General features: G+C 56.1%; 24 protein-coding genes. 18 read left to right on the top strand and 6 right to left on the bottom strand.

Features of this window, described 5'->3' with window-relative positions; translation table 11 throughout:
* Positions 1 to 525: a hypothetical protein gene (locus tag ACFX59_RS02320; protein WP_387429263.1), complete on the top strand. Its 525-nt coding sequence runs from the start codon at positions 1 to 3 to the stop codon at positions 523 to 525.
* A 135-nt stretch (positions 526 to 660) separates the two neighbouring features.
* On the opposite strand, the gene ACFX59_RS02325 is transcribed toward ACFX59_RS02320, so the two are convergent.
* The 5 genes from ACFX59_RS02325 to ACFX59_RS02345 all read right to left on the bottom strand — a co-directional run bounded on the left by ACFX59_RS02325 (position 661) and on the right by ACFX59_RS02345 (position 4,058).
* Entirely contained in the window at positions 661 to 1,437 is a 777-nt protein-coding gene (locus ACFX59_RS02325; RefSeq protein WP_387429265.1) for a hypothetical protein, read from the bottom strand.
* Positions 1,438 to 2,623: 1,186 nt separating this feature from the next.
* Complete coding sequence (locus ACFX59_RS02330; RefSeq protein WP_387429268.1) at positions 2,624 to 2,872, bottom strand: hypothetical protein; 249 nt, start codon at positions 2,870 to 2,872, stop codon at positions 2,624 to 2,626.
* A gap of 5 nt (positions 2,873 to 2,877) precedes the next feature.
* Complete coding sequence (locus ACFX59_RS02335) at positions 2,878 to 3,393, bottom strand: MucR family transcriptional regulator (RefSeq protein ID WP_387429271.1); 516 nt, start codon at positions 3,391 to 3,393, stop codon at positions 2,878 to 2,880.
* A 67-nt stretch (positions 3,394 to 3,460) separates the two neighbouring features.
* Positions 3,461 to 3,787: a DUF4236 domain-containing protein gene (locus ACFX59_RS02340; RefSeq protein WP_387429273.1), complete on the bottom strand. Its 327-nt coding sequence runs from the start codon at positions 3,785 to 3,787 to the stop codon at positions 3,461 to 3,463.
* 1 nt (position 3,788) lies between these two features.
* Positions 3,789 to 4,058 (bottom strand): hypothetical protein, encoded by a 270-nt coding sequence (locus tag ACFX59_RS02345; RefSeq protein WP_387429276.1) that lies wholly within the window; start codon positions 4,056 to 4,058, stop codon positions 3,789 to 3,791.
* Positions 4,059 to 4,129: 71 nt separating this feature from the next.
* Between ACFX59_RS02345 and ACFX59_RS02350 the strand changes: the two genes are divergently transcribed.
* The 4 genes from ACFX59_RS02350 to ACFX59_RS02365 are packed head-to-tail and all read left to right on the top strand — an operon-like array spanning position 4,130 to position 6,116.
* Complete coding sequence (locus ACFX59_RS02350) at positions 4,130 to 4,348, top strand: hypothetical protein (RefSeq protein ID WP_387429279.1); 219 nt, start codon at positions 4,130 to 4,132, stop codon at positions 4,346 to 4,348.
* Complete coding sequence (locus ACFX59_RS02355) at positions 4,345 to 4,770, top strand: hypothetical protein (RefSeq protein ID WP_387429281.1); 426 nt, start codon at positions 4,345 to 4,347, stop codon at positions 4,768 to 4,770. Before ACFX59_RS02350 ends, ACFX59_RS02355 begins: the two co-directional genes overlap by 4 nt.
* Positions 4,767 to 5,090, top strand: a complete 324-nt coding sequence (locus ACFX59_RS02360; protein WP_387429284.1) for an HNH endonuclease — start codon at positions 4,767 to 4,769, stop codon at positions 5,088 to 5,090. The genes ACFX59_RS02355 and ACFX59_RS02360 overlap by 4 nt, the downstream gene beginning before the upstream one ends.
* A 3-nt stretch (positions 5,091 to 5,093) precedes the next feature.
* Positions 5,094 to 6,116 (top strand): hypothetical protein, encoded by a 1,023-nt coding sequence (locus ACFX59_RS02365; protein WP_387429287.1) that lies wholly within the window; start codon positions 5,094 to 5,096, stop codon positions 6,114 to 6,116.
* 237 nt (positions 6,117 to 6,353) lie between these two features.
* On the opposite strand, the gene ACFX59_RS02370 is transcribed toward ACFX59_RS02365, so the two are convergent.
* On the bottom strand, positions 6,354 to 6,773 hold the full coding sequence (locus ACFX59_RS02370; RefSeq protein ID WP_387429289.1) for a hypothetical protein: 420 nt from the start codon (positions 6,771 to 6,773) through the stop codon (positions 6,354 to 6,356).
* 93 nt (positions 6,774 to 6,866) lie between these two features.
* On the opposite strand from ACFX59_RS02370, the gene ACFX59_RS02375 reads away from it, so the two are divergent.
* The 13 genes from ACFX59_RS02375 to ACFX59_RS02435 all read left to right on the top strand — a co-directional run bounded on the left by ACFX59_RS02375 (position 6,867) and on the right by ACFX59_RS02435 (position 18,230).
* Positions 6,867 to 7,313: a phage terminase small subunit P27 family gene (locus ACFX59_RS02375; protein WP_387429291.1), complete on the top strand. Its 447-nt coding sequence runs from the start codon at positions 6,867 to 6,869 to the stop codon at positions 7,311 to 7,313.
* A gap of 1 nt (position 7,314) precedes the next feature.
* On the top strand, positions 7,315 to 8,886 hold the full coding sequence (locus ACFX59_RS02380; protein WP_387429294.1) for a terminase large subunit: 1,572 nt from the start codon (positions 7,315 to 7,317) through the stop codon (positions 8,884 to 8,886).
* A gap of 50 nt (positions 8,887 to 8,936) precedes the next feature.
* Positions 8,937 to 10,238, top strand: a complete 1,302-nt coding sequence (locus ACFX59_RS02385; protein WP_387429296.1) for a phage portal protein — start codon at positions 8,937 to 8,939, stop codon at positions 10,236 to 10,238.
* Positions 10,225 to 10,842, top strand: coding sequence for an HK97 family phage prohead protease (locus ACFX59_RS02390; protein WP_387429298.1), 618 nt, complete (start codon positions 10,225 to 10,227; stop codon positions 10,840 to 10,842). Before ACFX59_RS02385 ends, ACFX59_RS02390 begins: the two co-directional genes overlap by 14 nt.
* Positions 10,843 to 10,890: 48 nt before the next feature.
* Entirely contained in the window at positions 10,891 to 12,063 is a 1,173-nt protein-coding gene (locus tag ACFX59_RS02395) for a phage major capsid protein (RefSeq protein ID WP_387429301.1), read from the top strand.
* 224 nt (positions 12,064 to 12,287) lie between these two features.
* The gene (locus tag ACFX59_RS02400; protein WP_387429303.1) at positions 12,288 to 12,830 is read left to right on the top strand and encodes a head-tail connector protein; all 543 of its coding nucleotides are present in this window, start codon (positions 12,288 to 12,290) and stop codon (positions 12,828 to 12,830) included.
* Between the two features lie 8 nt (positions 12,831 to 12,838).
* The gene (locus ACFX59_RS02405) at positions 12,839 to 13,009 is read left to right on the top strand and encodes a hypothetical protein (RefSeq protein WP_387429306.1); all 171 of its coding nucleotides are present in this window, start codon (positions 12,839 to 12,841) and stop codon (positions 13,007 to 13,009) included.
* Entirely contained in the window at positions 13,009 to 13,365 is a 357-nt protein-coding gene (locus tag ACFX59_RS02410; protein ID WP_387429309.1) for a head-tail adaptor protein, read from the top strand. The genes ACFX59_RS02405 and ACFX59_RS02410 overlap by 1 nt, the downstream gene beginning before the upstream one ends.
* A complete protein-coding gene (locus ACFX59_RS02415) occupies positions 13,362 to 13,751 on the top strand; it encodes a hypothetical protein (RefSeq protein WP_387429311.1) in 390 nt (129 codons plus the stop codon). The genes ACFX59_RS02410 and ACFX59_RS02415 overlap by 4 nt, the downstream gene beginning before the upstream one ends.
* Positions 13,751 to 14,134 (top strand): DUF3168 domain-containing protein, encoded by a 384-nt coding sequence (locus ACFX59_RS02420; RefSeq protein ID WP_387429314.1) that lies wholly within the window; start codon positions 13,751 to 13,753, stop codon positions 14,132 to 14,134. The genes ACFX59_RS02415 and ACFX59_RS02420 overlap by 1 nt, the downstream gene beginning before the upstream one ends.
* A 49-nt stretch (positions 14,135 to 14,183) precedes the next feature.
* Positions 14,184 to 14,609 (top strand): phage tail tube protein, encoded by a 426-nt coding sequence (locus ACFX59_RS02425; protein WP_387429317.1) that lies wholly within the window; start codon positions 14,184 to 14,186, stop codon positions 14,607 to 14,609.
* 11 nt (positions 14,610 to 14,620) lie between these two features.
* Complete coding sequence (locus ACFX59_RS02430) at positions 14,621 to 14,998, top strand: gene transfer agent family protein (protein ID WP_387429319.1); 378 nt, start codon at positions 14,621 to 14,623, stop codon at positions 14,996 to 14,998.
* 250 nt (positions 14,999 to 15,248) lie between these two features.
* A complete protein-coding gene (locus ACFX59_RS02435; RefSeq protein WP_387429322.1) occupies positions 15,249 to 18,230 on the top strand; it encodes a tape measure protein in 2,982 nt (993 codons plus the stop codon).
* Positions 18,231 to 18,240 lie beyond the last annotated feature (10 nt).

An 18,240-nucleotide genomic window follows, 5' to 3' on the forward strand; every position in this document is an offset into this window, starting at 1 on the left:
ATGAAGAAGTTTGCAATCGCTTTTGCGACGTTGGCACTGGTGGCAGGCTCGGGGGCTGATGCGAAGAAGAAGCCCGAACTGACGCCGATGGAGATTCAGGCGCTCCAATCGCACGAATATGAGACGACCAAGGACGTGCTGTTCGCATCGGTCGTCAGCGTTCTACAGGATCTTGGCTACCAGCTTGCCAACGCCGACATGGGTAGCGGCTTCATCACCGCATCGTCGCCGATGAAGAACAAAACCAGCTTTCTCGACGCGCTGGCCAAGCAGCAGGGAAGCGGCAACACGAAGGTGACGGCCTTTGTTGAGCAGATGCCCGCTGGCACCTCGCGCGTGCGCCTGAATTTTGTTAACTCCAAGACGACCAGCGGTTATTGGGGTGGTAACTCCTCCGAAGATCGTCCGATCATGGACCCGCAGACCTATAAGGCGGCATGGGACAAGATTGACGAGGCGGTGTTCACACGCACCGCAACCAAGGCTGTCACCACGCCAGCGGCAACGACGGTTCCTGCCAAGTAGCTGACAGATGTGAAGTGGGGAAAAGGGCGGGGTCACTCCCGCCCTTTTTTGCGTCTTGGGCAGGTCGCCTATTCAACCCGTCGAAAGCCGGGGTCGTTCTTTGCGACGATTGTCGCAGTCGAGACGATACCAATATCAGCGCTTCTGGGGCGATGGGCCTGAGGGCGGTGGCGTCAATGTGGATTTACGCTCGGCAGAATTAGTTGCGGAAAATTCAGCGCGTCGCATTTGCTCAATGTCCGTTGGCGACAGGCGATCGAGTGGCAGGTTCTCCGTATTTTGGATCAGGCGGACGTAGCCCCGACAGTTTAAAATGACTGTGCTTGATCCCATCCATAGCACGGGCGCGTGGCCACAAGTCGCAAATTGATCACTGGACGCCGAAAGATACAGGTTGTCGAGTCCTTCGACAGAAAGAGGTCTTTCCCAATAATCTCCGAATGGTGCCTTTGAGAAATGGATGCCGTAGCGGTCCACATAAAGCGGCGGTTCATTCGATAGAAGGTCAAAGCCAAATACAATGGCTAAAGAAAGAGCGTAAGAGGCGGGTGCCCACACTTTGATAAAGCGCCTATGCCGAAATTCTTTTCTGGCGAAAATGTGCTGGTCGTATGATTGCTCTTTAACGAGGTTGCGGCAGTAGTATACAAAGCGCGCAACGTTATATTGAGCATAGAAGCCAATCGAAAAAATGATAACCATTGCAACAACGAGAGATATGTTTATGAATCCGCCCATTACAATGTCGGTCGGTTGGGCAATTGAAAAATAATTCATTCGGAATTGGCTGTAGAATGTTATCGCGCTAACTATACCAGAAATGACAAAGCCTACCGCTGCCCATATGGAGAATGTCTCAATAACTGCTTTGTATGATTTTTTTACAATCTGTCCGTTTTGGTTTTCTGCCATGTCAGTTCCAGTCAATCTTGTGATATCACTGTGAACAAGGCAAATTCCGAAATAAAGGCAAATGTGGCATCCCGGCGCAATCCGCGCTGTAGGATGCCAGCCCAAATAATGATTGCGATAATCTGCGTTAGGCCCGTCTTTAGCCAAATTATCTTGCGTGAACTTTAGCGTCTTCGCTACATAAAGAAAAGGCCTGCCCAATGTTCGAAAACACTGGACAGGCCCACGGGATGCCGCCTATGGATACATCCCGTGCTTATCTCTCCTGAGATGCACGAGGCCACTCCTGTTCTGCCCATACCACGGGACGGTTTGGCAAAATTGAAGCTGAGAAGCTCTCACACCCTCGACTTCAACACTTCCGGGCTGGTTCGCCAGCCCGGAATGCGTTTTGCGTCCGATTTCGTCGCGTTGCAAGCGAAAAATCGCGACCTGACCAAATTTTCGTCGCAATGCGTTTAAACGCCGCCATCCCGCCTTTAAACGTTGCATACGCATTGCAGGGGCGTTGCATGGTCCTTTTCAAACCCAACCTACCTTCACACTGTTAGGCTTACTTTCTTTTTGTTATCTAAACTAACAGTGGTTTCCATATTGGTTTCCTACATTTGTAGAAAGCGGTTGCGGTTATAGCGACCTTCATAACGCATTTAATGATTGCTATAATACCGCAGCTATTACCGGCTTTTATATCCGCGTTAGTTTAAGCGCATATATGGCGATGATAGCTACGATAGCTTTTCACGTGTCATTGATAAAATTGCGGCGAATGCGGTGGTGCTAACGTTATCGCCCCCGCCGGGATAACGTTATCCCGCTGGTCGCTCAGCCCGGTTGCGGAGCCATTCGCGATATTCGTCCAACGTGATCACGACGCTATCACGATAAAGCGGCGCTGGCCGATCGTCGTCCGCCCATGCATCTGCGACCAAGGTTGACCATCTGACGAATTTGCCGCTCAGCGTCACATACGCGCGACCCCGGCCAACATGGGCGATGATCGTTGCTGGTCGTTGCAACTGGTTGCCACGCTTGCCCAGCTTGGTCGTGGCGTCGCGTTGGATCGTGCCATCAAGTGACGCGGAATAGCCGGGATATGAGGGGCAGGGGCGGAATGTCGTCATGTCATGAAAAAAGGGCCGGTTCGCACCGGCCCTTTTCCTTTCTCGATGGTGTTCGAGATTACTTATTTGATCTGCGCATCATCGAGCGGCAGTCGGGGGTCGCAACTTGCGAAGTGATCATTGTATGTGGGAAGGTCGATTTTAATCGACTGAACGCCAACAGGCTGGAAGGGTTTGTAGACGATCCATCCCTTAGCCACAAAAGCAAGAAACGCATCTACCCCCACTGTAATGCAAGCCTGAGGTGTTGCCGATGCCAAATCGGTGTCAAGGCGCTGCTTCAGCTTCGTCAACTCTGCATTGGTCATCATGATAATCAGCCCTCCGAACCGCCAAGGTGCGCCTTCGCAGCAGCCTTAGCGGCCTGAGCCTTCGTCGGCTTGGCGGCGGGCTTGGCTTCGACCTTCTGGCCGGGCTTGCGGCCAAGGCCGATCTTCTTCGCCATCGCCCGGCGGCTTTCCGAGTAGGTCTGGGCGACCATCGGATAGTCGGGCTTCAGGCCGTAGCGCTCGCGATATTCCTCAGGGGTCAGACCATGGGTCGCCAGATGGCGGCGCAACGTCTTATAGGGCTTACCGTCGATCATCGAGATAATCGCGTCCGGCGATGCCAACGACTTACGGACGGTAACGGCGGGCGTGTATTCGACCGGAGCTTCAACCTCGGTCGTCGCGGTACCACCGCCCATCAAGCTTGCGACCGTCTCATGCATCTTATGAAGAAACGCGGGGACATCGTCGGCCGAAGTGCGCGTGTTGGGGTTGGCGAGCCACGCCACGGTCAGTTCGGTTGCGAGTTCGACAGCGTCGATTTCAAAGTTTTCGTCGGCCATGTTTTCGATCCTTGGATGGGAGACGTTCGCAGATAGTCTGCATGGCCATATGCACAAGTGATTATCTTCAGCTAAAGAGCACAGCGGCCAAAATTAGAATAACGAATGCCGTCACCATCACTCCTGTGACTCCTAAACCTGAACCGGAAGATTGGACAGGAGAGCTATACGCCGTCTGTGGCATGGCCGCTTTCTTCGCGCGCGCCTTGGGTTTCCCATGCAGCGTCGAATAAGAAAGACCGGAGCCCGGAATTCCAACGGTTGTCCGAACGCCGCGCTTGCTCACGTTCATGGTCGCACCGCGACCGCCTACGCTCGTGCTAAAACCGCTTTTGCTAACGTTCACCCGAACGCCCGGCATGATCTTGATCGACTTACGGAACCGAAACCCCATTTTACTCTCCCCTGTTTGGCAATTGTTGATAAGATGAAATATCCGTCCAGTCGCGATGGACGGCAAGTGCCTTTCTATCGATAATCTCGTGGCAATAGATCGCCATTTCAGCGTATTTCTTCCGATCGAAAAGACGCAAGGCCTTTCGCATCTCGTGGGGCGCAAAACCATCTGACAACATCGCGCGCCGAATTTCATTCCGCTTTCGGACCAAAATCCGAAGGCCGATTACGAGAAAGGCTAGAACTGCGACGATGAGGAAGGCGACCATATATTCTATGTAGCACGATCAGCGAACACATCCAGACGCATAAATACCTCTGCTCAACAATGAGGTTTTACATGCGTGATCTTCGTGAAATTTTGATTTGGTTCCTTTTATCCGATGTCTTGATGCTGGCATCTGCGGCGACTGAGGTAGTGGCCCCCAAGATGCCCGCGCCGCTCGACAGCGCGCTTATCCTACAAACCAACGTCTTCGCAGCCCTGTGCCTCGGCTCACTCGCAATCGCATTGGGGGGAATGGCGCTGACCGCGATCCGGTGGAAGCGTTCACGATGATCAGCCCGACGACCGGCGATATTGCAGCGCTCATCACGCGTCAGATGATGTCATGGCGCACGGTCAACCGAACAGAGGAACAGTGTCGCAGCGAAATGTCGCGATTGTCCATGGCGCTGATCGACGCCTTCGCAACTGACGATGCCGCGTTGCGGCCTTCGCCTGACAATGTGTCGGCCATTATAATCGAAGAGATGATGAGGTGGCGCACCAGTGGCGCAACCGACGCCAGCCGCCGCGCTGATCTCGACGCACTCGCGGATCGGATCATCAGATATATGATGGTCTTTAGCGCTCAGCCTGCACAACTCGACGGCCTACCGGGCGGTCACAGCGTAGAAGCTGGCCTCGCGCTTGGTCGCCGATCAGCATCCAAGCGGTCACTGATGACCAGCACGACCGGGATCGTCTTGCCATCGTGAAGCGCGACAGGTTGGAAGCTGCCCGCGTGTGGCATAACTGGTACGGGCTTAAGCGCTGGAAAGATCGCCGCGCCGACCAGCTAGGCCGCGAATATCTCTGTCGGATGTGTGAGGCGATGGGCCGCGTGACCCCGGCAACGGTCGCGGATCATATCGTTGCCCATAAGGGTGATGAGAGCTTGTTCTGGGACGGTGAGCTACAATCCCTCTGTCAGGTCTGCCATGACGCTGGAAAGGCGCGTCAGGAGCGTGGCGGATGGGATAGTGCGTGCGATCAGGATGGTTATCCGATCGATCCCCAGCACCCTGCCAACCAATGAGGATTGACCACGCCACGTCAATCGACAATTCTCTCGTTAAAACGGGAGGATACATTGGCTTCACTTTTCGAAAACGCGATTTCATCCATCAGGATGGGGATTGAAGATTTTGGGCAACAGGACGCAGATCGGGATATATCCGCTGTCCGAAACTTCTACGCAGGCGTCTTGCTACTTGCCAAAGAGACCATGATCCGTGCCACCCCGAACGCCGATCCAAAGCTGATCATAGGTGCAAAACTGAAACCTATCTCGGACGGCGCTGGCGGCATTGAGATGGTCAAAGTTGGTCATACAACGATTGACTTCCAGCAGATCGCTGAGCGCGCGAAAGACCTTGGAATTCAATTAGACCACAAGGCTTTGAAGGACCTCAACTCCATTCGCAACGACATGGAGCATCACTACACTGACGAATCAGCAAATGCTATTCGCGCCGCCATCAGCAAGGGCTTCCCAGTTGTGGCATCGCTTCTGAAGCAGATGGAAGAAGAGCCCGTCGCACTTTTAGGTGATGCGTGGGCGACAATGCTGCGGACTAAGGAGCTTTACGACGCAGAGCTACGGGAGGCTCGCGCAACCCTCGAAAAGGTAAAATGGTATTCGCCCTCGCTAAACGAAACCGTCTTTACCTGCGATCAATGTCAATCCGAACTCATCGAGCAAATAGACCCTGATAATACGGCGCAGGGCGCGGTCGAGCTTCACTGCAAGACCTGCGGCGAGTATCCGGAGTTAGACGATGCGGTCGAAAGAGCAATCGACAAGGTTCATGGCCGCGAGGCATATCTACGGGCGAAAGACACTGGAGAGGAAGGCCCAGTCTATACCTGCCCTGCATGTGATCGTGAAACGCTGGTTGAAGGTGAAGACACATGCGCCAACTGCAACAACGAACTGGATTACGAGGCGGAATGCAACCGTTGCGGGAATGCGATAAGCATTCAGGATTTCCTTGAGGGCATGGATGAAGGGCTTTGTGGATACTGCTCTTACATGCACGACAAGATGATGGCTGAAGATTAAAAACGGACACGACATTCATGCTCGAAGCTAAATACATCTGAGCGCATGGGTTGCGATCTCCAGTCCCGGTGGTCGCGACTTGCGCTCAAGCCGCCCCTGCCCCGCCCGGCTCCGACGCCGCCAGCCGGGTAGGGGGTGGGTGAGCCACGAGGTCGAGGGTGTCGCCACACCGCTCGCCCCCCTTCACGCAGTATTCCGCACTTCAGCGATCTTTTTTCATCATCTCCAACAGATAAATCAGTGTTGGATTGAGACTTCCGCTATTGCTGGGTGAGCAGCGTCATTCATGTACTTGACCATATCGGGCAACTGCTGGAACATCGCGATCGTAAATGTGGCCACAGCAAAAAGAGCAATTGTACTCATAACTTTCAGTTTCCGACCTCCGCTTTTCACCTTGTTGCGAAAGGGAAATGCAACTTTGAAAGGAATAAGCACTGAGTAGATTGCAACAATCAGAGACAGGACTGCCACAATAAACCAAAGAAGGATGGAATGTGTTTTGTCGGCGGCGTATGCGACTACCGCTGTAGCGATAGCTGCTGCGATAATTTTATAGAAAAGGTCGGCGATGGTCAACGCGATGGTGACTACACCATCTACCTTTTCTGCTGCATCAGGCGGCGACAAATCGGATAGTGATGGATTGTCCGTCATAAGTTCTACACCTTTCTAAACAGCACCCGTCATTTTTCGCCGCGAGCGGGCACGGGTGGCGAGCCTTCCTTTCCGTTTGCGGCTAAATAGTTAATGCCAGCTATTCGCAAACCTACCGCCGTCAAAGAAATTGAGGGAAATCCGGGCAAGCGGGCGCTAAACAAGAGTGAGCCCAAACCGTCCGGTCTACCTTCACCCCCTACCGCGATGTCCAACCGCGCGAAGACTGTTTGGAAGCGCTTGGTTGTCGCCATGCCGCCGGGTGTCTTTGCTGCAACCGATAGCTACGCACTGGCCGCATATTGCGAGGCGGCGTCAAACCATCAGTTGGCGACGGCCAAGATCGCGGGCGGTGAGATTGAGACTACAGGCTCGACCGGCCAGACCAAGCTATCGCCGTGGTTTGCAGTCCAGTCCGACAGCGCCAGATTGATGGCGACCCTTGGTGCCAAGCTGGGGTTGGACCCGGTTTCGCGACAGGCAATTAACTCCGGCGATAAGGATCAGGGAAGCGACGAGTTCGGCAACCTGATCAACTAACGTGCCGTCCAACAAGACGCGTGCCGATCGCGTCATTGCCTTCATCGAACAACTTCCGATCCCCGATGGTCCAGCGGTCGGACAGAGCATCAAGCTCGATCCATGGGAGGAGTCGTGGCTTCGGGCCATCTACGAACCATGTGACGACACCGGCGCTGGCATCGTCCGTCGCGCCGTCCTGTCGGTGGCGCGTAAGAACCGGAAGTCCCTTCTGGTGGCCGGTCTTCTTCTATCCCACCTCATTGGACCGGAATCACAGCTAAACGGGCAGATTTACTCGTGCGCCGTGGACCGCGAGCAGGCCAAGGTCATCTTCCGCATGTGCGCGCAGATGATCCAGATGCGCCCTACGCTGGCGAAATACCTCAAGGTGGTGCCATCCACCTCCACGATCGTCGTAACCCGGCTGGATTGCAAAGGACGCGGATCACGTTACCGCGCACTGTCGGCTGAGGCGTCAAGTAAGCACGGTCTTGGTGCCGACTTCTTCGTCTATGACGAGTTCGGCGAGGCGCGCGATAACGACCTCTACAACACCCTCTTAGACTCTCAGCAGCTTCGCGTCGCACCGCTGGCGGTCGTGATCAGCACGCAGAATAACGACCCTCAGCACCCGCTCAGCGTTTTGATCGATGACGGCCTAAAGGGTGAGGACCCGACAATCGTCTGTCACCTTCACGCTGCTGATGAGGATTGCGCGCTCGATGACCGCGAACAATGGATCAAGGCGAACCCGGCGCTCAACCATTGGAAGCCGTTCAAGCCGATCGAGGTGGCGGCGAAAGAAGCGATGCGCCTGCCGTCTCAGGAAGCAAACTTTCGCCGACGTTACCTCAATCAGCGCGTCTCCATGCACACCCCACTTATCGCCGCGAGTGATTGGAAATCGTGTCGGGCGGAATTCGACTTCATCCCCGGCGAGCCAATTTACCTTGGCCTCGACATGTCCATGACCACTGACCTCACCGCACTGGTTGCGGTCAGCGCCACGAATGGCAGCCGCGTAAAAGCTTGGTTCTGGAAACCCGCCGACCTTGTCGCCGAACACGCCAAGCGGGATCGCCAGCCCTATGATGTTTGGGTCCGCCAAGGCCATCTCAACGCCTCACCGGGACGCGTGATCAACCCACGCGAAATCGCCCGCAAAGTGATCGAACTGGCGGCTATGTATGACCTTCGCGGCCTCGCGTTCGATCGCGCCAGAATGGGGGAAGTGCTTCGTCAATTTGATGACGAACAGGCACAGGCGCAGGATGGACAAGGTGACGGCATCCGCTGCATCGCGTGGGGGCAAGGTTTCATCGGCTTCGCTCCCGCCATCAACGCGCTGGAGGCGGCTGTTCTCACTGGGGATCTCCAGCACGACGGCCATCCACTTTTGACCAACAACATGATGAACGCTCTTGCGACCATGGACCCGGCCGGGAACCGCAAGCTCGACAAGGCAGCGAGCCGTTTTCGCATAGACGGCGCGGTATCGCTCGCGATGGCGCTTGGCCTGAAAGCCCTCGACCGTCCCACGATACATGAAATCAATCCCTTCGAGGACCCTGACTTCCGCTTGATCGCGTAGACATCCGCCAATGATCCGGCGGCTATCTTCGCCACGATCATAAATATTGGATGATTTTCGGACTATTTGGCGGAGAGAGACGTTCTTCTGCACCATCGACCAGCGTGACCGCGTCCAACGCCTCCGACTGGTATTCATTCTATAATCTTCCCGGTACGACATCGGGTATCAATGTCACGGAAGACCTCGCTTTGGGTGTTCCGGCAATCTGGTGCGCGGTAAATGTGATCGCGGGCACCATCGCCCATCTTCCGCTGCATCTCTACAAGACTGTCGATGGCAAGACCGATAAGGCGACCGCCGACCCACTCTATTCAATCATCCACGACTACGCGAACGACTACCATACTAAGTTTGACTTTTGGAAGCTGATCGTTTCGCGCGCACTTCTTGGTGGCCGTGGCATTGCGATCATTCTTCGGAACAAGGCGAACCGCGCGCAAGGTTTTCTGCCCATCGATGAGCGCTCGGTGACGATCAACCAGACCATTCAAAGCGGCACCGTCCAGCGCACCTACACGTACAGCGGCCAGACCTATACCGGCACTGACATCATCGACATCTCGCCGCTTCTCCGCGCGGATGGATTATCGGTCTACTCACCAGTCGAAACCAATCGCGAAGCAATAGCTGCGATCATCGCCGCAGAGCGGTATGCGACCAGCATGTTCGCCAATGGTGGTGTCCCACCGCTCGCGCTCAAGATGCCGCCAAGCTCGCCAGCCGCGTCCGACCGTGCGGTTGAGCAGGTCAGCGAAGCCATCCAGAATGGCAAGGACCGCAAGCGCAACATGTTCGCGCTCCCTAATAGCCTTGAAATTGAACCGCTCGGTTTTGAACCTGCGAAGCAGCAGCTTGTCGAGCTTCGCAAATGGCAGATTTCAGAGGTGGCGCGCATTTTCAACATCGCCCCTGCCCTTCTCCATGACTTGACGACCGGAACGTATTCGAACGTTGAACAGCAAGCGCTCAACTTTGTCTCTCAGACCATTCTTCCGTTGGTGAAGCTGATTGAGCAGGAATTAAACCTCAAACTGTTCGGCAAGCGCAACACAGCAAACTTCGTTGAATTCAATATTGATGCGCTTGTTCGTGGCGATCTCAAATCACGCATGGAAGCATTGGTTCGCAGCGTCTTTGGTAGCATCAGAACGCCAAACGAAGCGCGCGCGCTCGACAATCTACCACCGTTGCCCGGTGGTGACGAACTTTACATCCAAGGCGCAACCGTCCCGCTTCGCGATGCGGGCAAACAGCCCCTTGCGGCCCCCACCCCTGCCCCCGCGCAGCAGGACCAAACCGACCAGACCGAAGAGGATGCAAAGGAAGAAGATAGTAATGGAGATTCGTAATTTCGACATGGCGGGCGTTGAAGTCCGCGCCGCGACAGAAGCTGACCAATCCAATCGTGCGAGCGGCTATGCCGCCATCTTCAATAGTGCCAGCCACGATCTCGGGGGCTTCCGAGAATTCATCGCGCCCGGCGCTTTCTCGCGCTCGCTCGCGGACGCGTCGTCTGGCGCGTTGAACATCTTCGCGTTGTGGTCGCATGACAATTCGCAACCGCTTGGTTCCACGCAGGCAGGTAAACTGTCGCTGTCGGAAGATGAGCGCGGTTTGGCGTTCGACCTCGACACGAAGCGCTTCACGCCCGCGCAACTCGACGCGCTGGCGGATAACGAACTCAGGATGTCATTCGGTTTCATCGTTCGACAAGACGAATGGCGCAAGGAAGATGACGGCCAGATCACGCGAACGCTGATGGATGTCGAGCTTCTCGAAGTTAGCTTCGTCATCAATCCCGCCTACCCCGACACCAGCGCCGCGAAGCGCAGCCTTGAGGCGTGGAGAAGCGCCCAAGTCGAAGAACAGCCCGTTATTGATCTCAATTCAAAGATCGCAACCATGATGACCCGTGCTCTACGCGCAAGTTTGGGTGCGCGCGGCAAGCTCTGATTGCGCGTGAATAAATAATCTTCGGAACCATTCTGGAGATTATTCTACATGACTATTTTTGAGCTTCGCGAAAAGTCGCTGAAGATTGCACACGAGGCGCGCGCCAAGCTCGCCGAAATCGCGGCTGATGGCAGCAACGCGGCTGAAGTCGAGGCGGAATTTGACCGCATGATCGCGGACAGCGACGCGCTTGCGGCTCGCGCCAACCGTTTGGAGCAGGTTGAGGCTCGTGAGCGGGATTTCGCCTCTATCATCACCCCCGTAAACTCGACCGTCGAAGCCCGCGCATCTGATGTTGAGCGCGCCGACAATGCCTTCAACGCTTACCTGCGTGGCGAAATCAGCGACATGGAACTGCGTAGCCAGTCGATCGGTCAGGCGGCTGACGGCGGCTACACGGTCCCCACCACGATGAGCAACGAACTCATCAAGTCGCTCAAGGCCTTTGGTCCGATGAACGAAGGTGGCCCCGTCCGCTACATCCTGACGCCCGGCGGCAACCCGCTGGTGATGCCAACCAGCGATGACACCGGCAACAAGGGCAGCATGATCGCCGAAGGCGTGGCGGTTGGTGAATCCACCGTCAAGTTCGGTCAGGTGTCGCTTGGTGCGTTCAAATTCACGAGCGGCATGTTCAAGGTGTCGAGCGAGCTTCTCTCCGACTCTTCACAGGACGTTTCCCGCATCGTCAACGACGCGATGGCCGAAAGGTTGGGTCGCATCTTCAATGAGAAATACACCGTTGGTTCCGGCACGAATGAGCCGCAGGGTATCGTGACCGCCGCAGCCGTGGGCAAGACCGCCGCAACCGCTACCGCCATTGCCCTCGCTGACCTGATCGACTTGAAGCATTCTGTCGATCCCGCTTATCGCGCTGGCGCAGGCTATATGTGGCACGACAGCACGTTCGCAGCCGTGCGCAAGCTGACGGATTCGACGGGGCGTCTGTTGTGGCAGGCCGCTTACACGGTTGGTGCGCCCGACACGTTCGACGGCTCGCCCTGTTACATCAATCAGGACATGCCCGTCATCGAAACCGGCAAAAAGTCGGTCCTGTTCGGTGACTTCTCAAAGTTCGCGGTTCGTCGTGCTGGAGGCTTCGTCCTGCGTCGTCTCAACGAGTTGTTCGCCGGGTCGGATCAGACTGGCTTCGTCGCGTTCGCACGTGGTGACTCCAAGCTTCTCGATACCGCCGCGATCAAGGCGCTGAAGCAAGCGTAATGCGCGCTCGCCTCACGGTCCCCCTCGCCGGTCACCCCATGCGGGCAATTGGCGAGTTGGTGACGGGCGATGATGCGGTCAGATTGGTGGAAGCAGGGTTGGCGGTCGCGGAAGTCGAAACCGCCGCCAAACAAACGGCTACCACCAAACGGTCGAAGGAAACTCGCTAAGTCCACAAAAGGGGTCGGAAGAATATTCCGGCCCCTTTTCGCATAAATACCGTCATGAATTACGACCGCCTCCATCGCTCGCACGAGCCATCCCAAATCGCCATCACGCAGGCGGACGTTCGCGAACATCTGATGATCTCCGACCAGTCACAAGATCGATACATCATGTCACTCATAGATGCCGCGACGGCGATGATTGACGGCCCCCATGGGATTGGCATCGCGCTGATGACACAGAGTTACGAACTCGCGTTGGACCATCTTCCCGCCGGATCATTCAAGCTACCGATCTACCCCATCCGCTCAGTCGCATCCATCTCTTGGACCGACAGCGCAGGGCTATCTCATGTCGAAAATAATCTCAGATTCGTTCGCCAGACCGGCACCGTCTACCACTCCTTGCGAAACCTAGACGCACAGCCCGGCTCCATCGTCGTGAGCTTCACGGCTGGTCACGACATCATCCCCGCCGATCTCCGCCACGCTCTCTTGATGTTGGTCGGCCATCTATATGAAAATCGTGAGGCGACCTCGACGGTAAAGTTGGAGAAAGTCCCGTTGGCCGTGGAGACAATCTTGAACCGCTACAGAGCATAAATACCTTCATGTTGATACGATTTTTAGAAGATTACGATTATCGGCTGACCAACTACCTGACGGTCGCCTACCTCAAGGGCATGGAAGTCGAAGTCGAAGAAGATTGCGGCACGGACGCGATCACCGATGGCGCGGCCGAATTGATCGAAGGCGATCACGACGACCACGAGGACGCCTGATGTCTCGGGCGGGCGCTGGCATCCTGCGTGACAAGATTACCGTCTCGCGACCATCACGGGTGAGCGATAGTCGCGGTGGTACGGTTGCATCCACGACGATCGTCGCCGCTAACATCCCCGCGCGCATCGCCGTGAAGCGTGGCGGCGAGCAGGTGCAGGCGCAGCGCCTCAGCGGCATCACGTCCCACGACATCACCGTCCGGTACGACGCGACAACGGCTGCGATCCAGCATGGTGACACGCTCACCGACCAGCATGGCACGATATACAGCATCGAGTGGGCTGGCTGCCTCGACGAGGGGCGTTCGCGTTGGATCACCATAATGGCCAAAACCGGAACGGTGGCCGCGCGATGATCAACGCCGAAACCGAAATCGCGCGATGGGCAAGCCAGATGTCGCGCGTCCCCGACACTCTGCGGAAAGCCGCGCTCGACGCCAACACCGCCTCCCAAGCGGAAGCGCAAAAACGCCTCATCCGTGCGACCCCGATCGGTCCCGGCCCCGATCACATCCGCGCCACTATTGAGGTCGTGGATGGCGTGGCAAACAAGCTGGAGAAGATCGTCCGAATTGGTTCGTCCGCTCTCCACTACGTCATACCGCTCGAATTCGGCCACAAGCTTGGTAACAAATTCATCCCCGGCATCCGCTTCTTCCGGTCCGTCCGCCGGATCATGAAGAAGAAGCACGCTGCCCGGATGCGTCGTGCCCTCCGCAAAGCGATGAAGGCAATCTACTAATGACGCGTGACCCCGCCCTTCCCCTCCAAGACGCGATTTACCTCGCGATCAAGGACTTGGCCTCCGGTAGCGTTTTCTATGACGTACCAGACGGCACGCCCCTGCCCTATATCTACTTTGGTGATGACGACATCTCGGGTGACTACGACAGCGGCGGCGATTTTTTCGAAGTTTCTGCCAATCTCGATGCCTTTGCGGCCAACAAGATTCCGTTGAAGGAGCTTGTCCGCGACATCTTGGAGCGCTTGGATCAGCCGCTTGAAATCACGGGATTTCAAATCTTGGAATGGCGGGTTAGCTTCATTCACTATCGCAAGATGGAAGATGGCTTGACGCATCAAGCGTCGTTGGAATTCAGCTACTTGATAGCCCCGACCGTCTGATACAGCGCGGCAGATAAATAACTCCAGAACTTCTCTGGAGATTATCTAAATGGCAATTATTACACCCGTTCTGGGCGAACAGCTTTTGGTGCAGATTGGTGACGGTGCGTCACCTGAAAAATTTACCGCACCCAACTTGATCAACACCACCCGTGGTATTTCACTTTCGACTTCTACCGAAACGGAAGAACTCATCGACCTCGCTGACCAGTCCGCACCCGCGACGACCGTGCGCTACGTCAAGTCGGTCGATCTTAAGATTGATGGCGCAGGTATGGTAAACAAGGCGGATGTATTGACTTGGCTCAACTGGGCGAAGTCCGGTGCCTCGAAAAATGCAAAAGTTACGGATGGAACGTGGACCATCACTGGGCTCTTTGTTCTCACCGATTTCAAAATTTCGGGTGAACGTCGCAAGGCGTCGGAATGTCAGATTACGCTTGAAGCCGCTGGCGCGTTCACGATTACGGGCTGATCGACATGGTAATGCGCTCAGCAAAACTTGAAAATCAATTCGTGGGCGAAGGTTATCACGACCTTTGCCTACGAATTGATGAATTGATCCAACTTCAGGAGAAACTTGGGGTTGGACCGAATGTCGCCGCGACCCGTCTCTTGCAGGGTGAGTGGCTTGTTGAGGATGTTCGCGAAACTGTCCGGCTTGGCCTGATTGGTGGTGGGATGTCGCAACGTGACGCTTTCGACCTCGTAGGTAGATGTATCCGCGAAGGCCATCTCCTCGACTATGCCGCTATTGCCGCCAACCTCTTATTCGCCGCTCTCGCTGGCATTGAGGACGAACCGCTACCGGGGGAAGCCGAAGCCCCGCCGACGACGGAGATGACGACCCCCACGGACTTCTGAAGTGGGGCGAGTTTTATAAGGCGGGCGGGGCAGCGGGTTTCAGCCCACAAGAAGTCAAAGGAATGTCCCTTTGGGAATTCCTCATGTGCATCGAGGGATTTAAACTCGCCAACGGTGCGGGTGAATCTTCCGGGAAGCCAAGAGCGCCAAGTGAAGATGAATTCGAGGCTATGGTGAATCAGTTCGCTGATCAGCCCATAGATTGGGCGACCTGAAATCAGGCATCCAGCCATGAACAATAAATAAGTTCATGGCCGGACCTTCTGCAACACTAGAAACACGCTTCACTGCGTCAATTACCCAATTTGAATCCGAACTAAGACGACTTCAACGGCTCAACGCCGCAGCGGCCAACAATGTCGCAAATGCCCATCGCCGCGCCGCACAGCAGTCAAACGCCGCATGGGCAAATTCGAACATCGGCCGGGCTCTTGAACGTCAGCTTGCGGGCGCAGGATCGGCGATCAAACAATATGCCGGGCTTCTCGCCGGGATGTTCGCCGGTCGCGAAGCGCTTCAAGCCGCTGACGCCTACACCCGCTTTTCCAACTCGCTGAAAGTCGCTGGCCTCGAAGGCACGGCATTAAAGTCCGTCCAAGAAGAACTCTACGCGATGGCTATCAAGAATGGCATCGCGCTTGAGCCGTTGGGTAAGCTGTATGGCCGCGCGTCACAGTCCGCGAAGGAACTTGGTGCCAGTCAAAAAGACCTATTGGCGTTCACTAATGGCGTGTCCTCCGCCCTTCGCGTCAGCGGCACCAGCACGGAAGAAGCCTCGGGCGCGCTCCTCCAGCTATCCCAGCTTCTCGCCAGCGGCACCGTTCATGCGGAAGAATTTAACAGCGTCAATGAAGGCGCTCGACCCATTCTCGAAGCGGTCGCGCGTGGCTCTGACAAATACGGTGGCAGTGTCGCGAAGCTGCGTGCCGAAGTCTTGAAGCAAAAGGTCACGAGCCGGGAATTCTTCGCCGATTTCCTCGCGGGATCGGCTTCGTTGGAGGCTCAGGCTGCGAAAGCGCCGCTCACCGTCGCGGCATCATTTCAGAATCTGCAAACCGCCCTCACCCACTACATTGGCCAAGCCGACCAGACGTGGAATATCACGGCGAAGTTGACCGCCGCTATCAAGCTGATGGCGGAGAATTTCGGACCACTGGTCCAATCTGTCGCGATCCTTGGTGCGATGTACGCCGCGACCTTCGTCCCTGCGCTCGGACGCGCTGCGGCCGGTCTGGCGGTCAGCACCGTCGCGACGATCCAGTCCACCGCCGCCAGTATCGCCGACACCGCCGCCTTGTTTGCTCGCGCCAGTGCTATGCGGGGCCTGACGACTGCACAAACCGCCGCGATCCTATCCACCCGCGCACTGAACGCAGCACTGAGCTTTCTTGGTGGCCCGGTGGGGATCGCCATAATGGCAATAGGTGCGGCAATTGCGTACCTCGGCGTATCAAGCGCGAAGGCCGCGCTGGAAACATCCGCGCTTAACGACCGGATCGACGCAAACGCCAAGGCACTGGATAAAGCGGATCGTGCCGCTCAGAAGAAGCGCGTCGAGACGGGAAACCTAACGTCAGCGGAACACAAGGCGGCGGTCGCGACCGCCGCGATGACCGGCGAAGTCGCCAAGCTTAAAGATCAATATTACCTCGCGGCGGCTGCGGCGAAGGCGCTCGCGATCCAACAGGCCCGCACCGACATGATGGGGGCGAAGAATGACATGAACGCGGCTCGGGCGGGCTATCGTTCGCGTGTCGATGCCGAGCTTCGTCGCGAGCAGTCGCGCAACACAACTTTTGTCGGGCCGGGCGTCCCGTCGATCCAAACCCCTCTCACGCAAGCGCAGCGCGACGCTGCCTATCGTCGCGCCAATGCGAGCGAAGAGGGGCAGACATTCGGAAAGTCGATCCGCGTTCTTCGTGCGCGTGTCGAAAACACGCAAGGCATCATGAAGAATGGGCTCGACGAATATAAGCCCGCCCCTGCCGCGCCCGCAGAGAAAAAGGACAAGAAGAAGGGGAAGAAGGAACACGATCCCACTGACGCCTCCATCGCAGCGGTTGAACAGGCGGAGAAAGCTTACCGCCAAGCTATGATGGCATCCGCCCAAACGGCGGAGGAACGTCATAAGTTCGCGCTGGAAAACCTGAAAGCCGATCACGATGAAGCAATTAGCGATTTAGATCGTCGCGCAGCGAAAGGCGACATCACGAAGGCGGCTGCGGAAACGGCCAAGAAGCTCACCGAACAGACATATGAGCAGAACTTCGCCAACGAGATGTTGGAGTTCGGCAACACGATCGCCGATCGTCAAAACGATATAACGCAGCAAATCACATCCGCAAAATCTGACGAACTACGTCTCGACGCTGACCGTCTCGCGATGATGGCGGATGCCGAGAAGAACATACGCAAACGGTTCGCGTTGGAACGTCAGGCGCTCGCAAAAAAGCAAGAAGCCGACGATGCTGAGTTTCGTGTCCAACAAGATATTTTGGCGCTGCAACGCCTTCGCGAAGGCTACACGCGTGCTGAGGTCGAGCAGCTTCGTCAGGCGGCGGAGAATAACCGCAACAAGACGAAGCGCAACGAAACGGCGCAACTTGAACGCGATCAGAAGCGCGAAACACCGAAGAGCGTCGCGGGCCAAATATCCGATTATGCCAAATCGTTTGGTTCACTCAACGAACAGCTCGGAAATATCGCGAAGAATGGCATCGACAACATCACGGCGGGCCTCACTGACGCGATCATGGGTGCGAAGTCTTTTCAGGAAGCGTTCGGGGAAATGGCGAAAGCCGTCATCGCGCAGCTAATCCAAATGGCTGTCCGGTTCGCGGTTTTCGAGATGATTGGGGCGGCGTTTGGTGTGAGGGGGCTGGGAAAGGCATCGCTTGGGATAGAGACGAAGAAGAACGCCATGGGTACCAATTACTTCCCCGGCGGCTTGTCGCTTGTAGGTGAGAAAGGCCCCGAGCTTGTCGGGATGCCACGCGGCTCGCAGGTTCTTCCCAACAATCTTCTGAAGAATGCCTTTGCAGCCCCTGTGGGTGGCAATCAAGCGTCACAAGTCACAAATATCAATACGACCGTTCACGCGAATGACGCAGTCCTGACCGATACGGTGAAGGGTTGGATTCGTGAAGCGAATGTTAGCGCGGTAACAACGTCTAACAAGATGACGACACAGGGAATCGCGGAGAGGAACCGAAACACGTTGGGGAGGCGCTGAATCTAAATAA

The organism is Sphingomonas sp. NCPPB 2930, assembly GCF_042867205.1.
In the GTDB taxonomy this organism is placed as follows: domain Bacteria; phylum Pseudomonadota; class Alphaproteobacteria; order Sphingomonadales; family Sphingomonadaceae; genus Sphingomonas.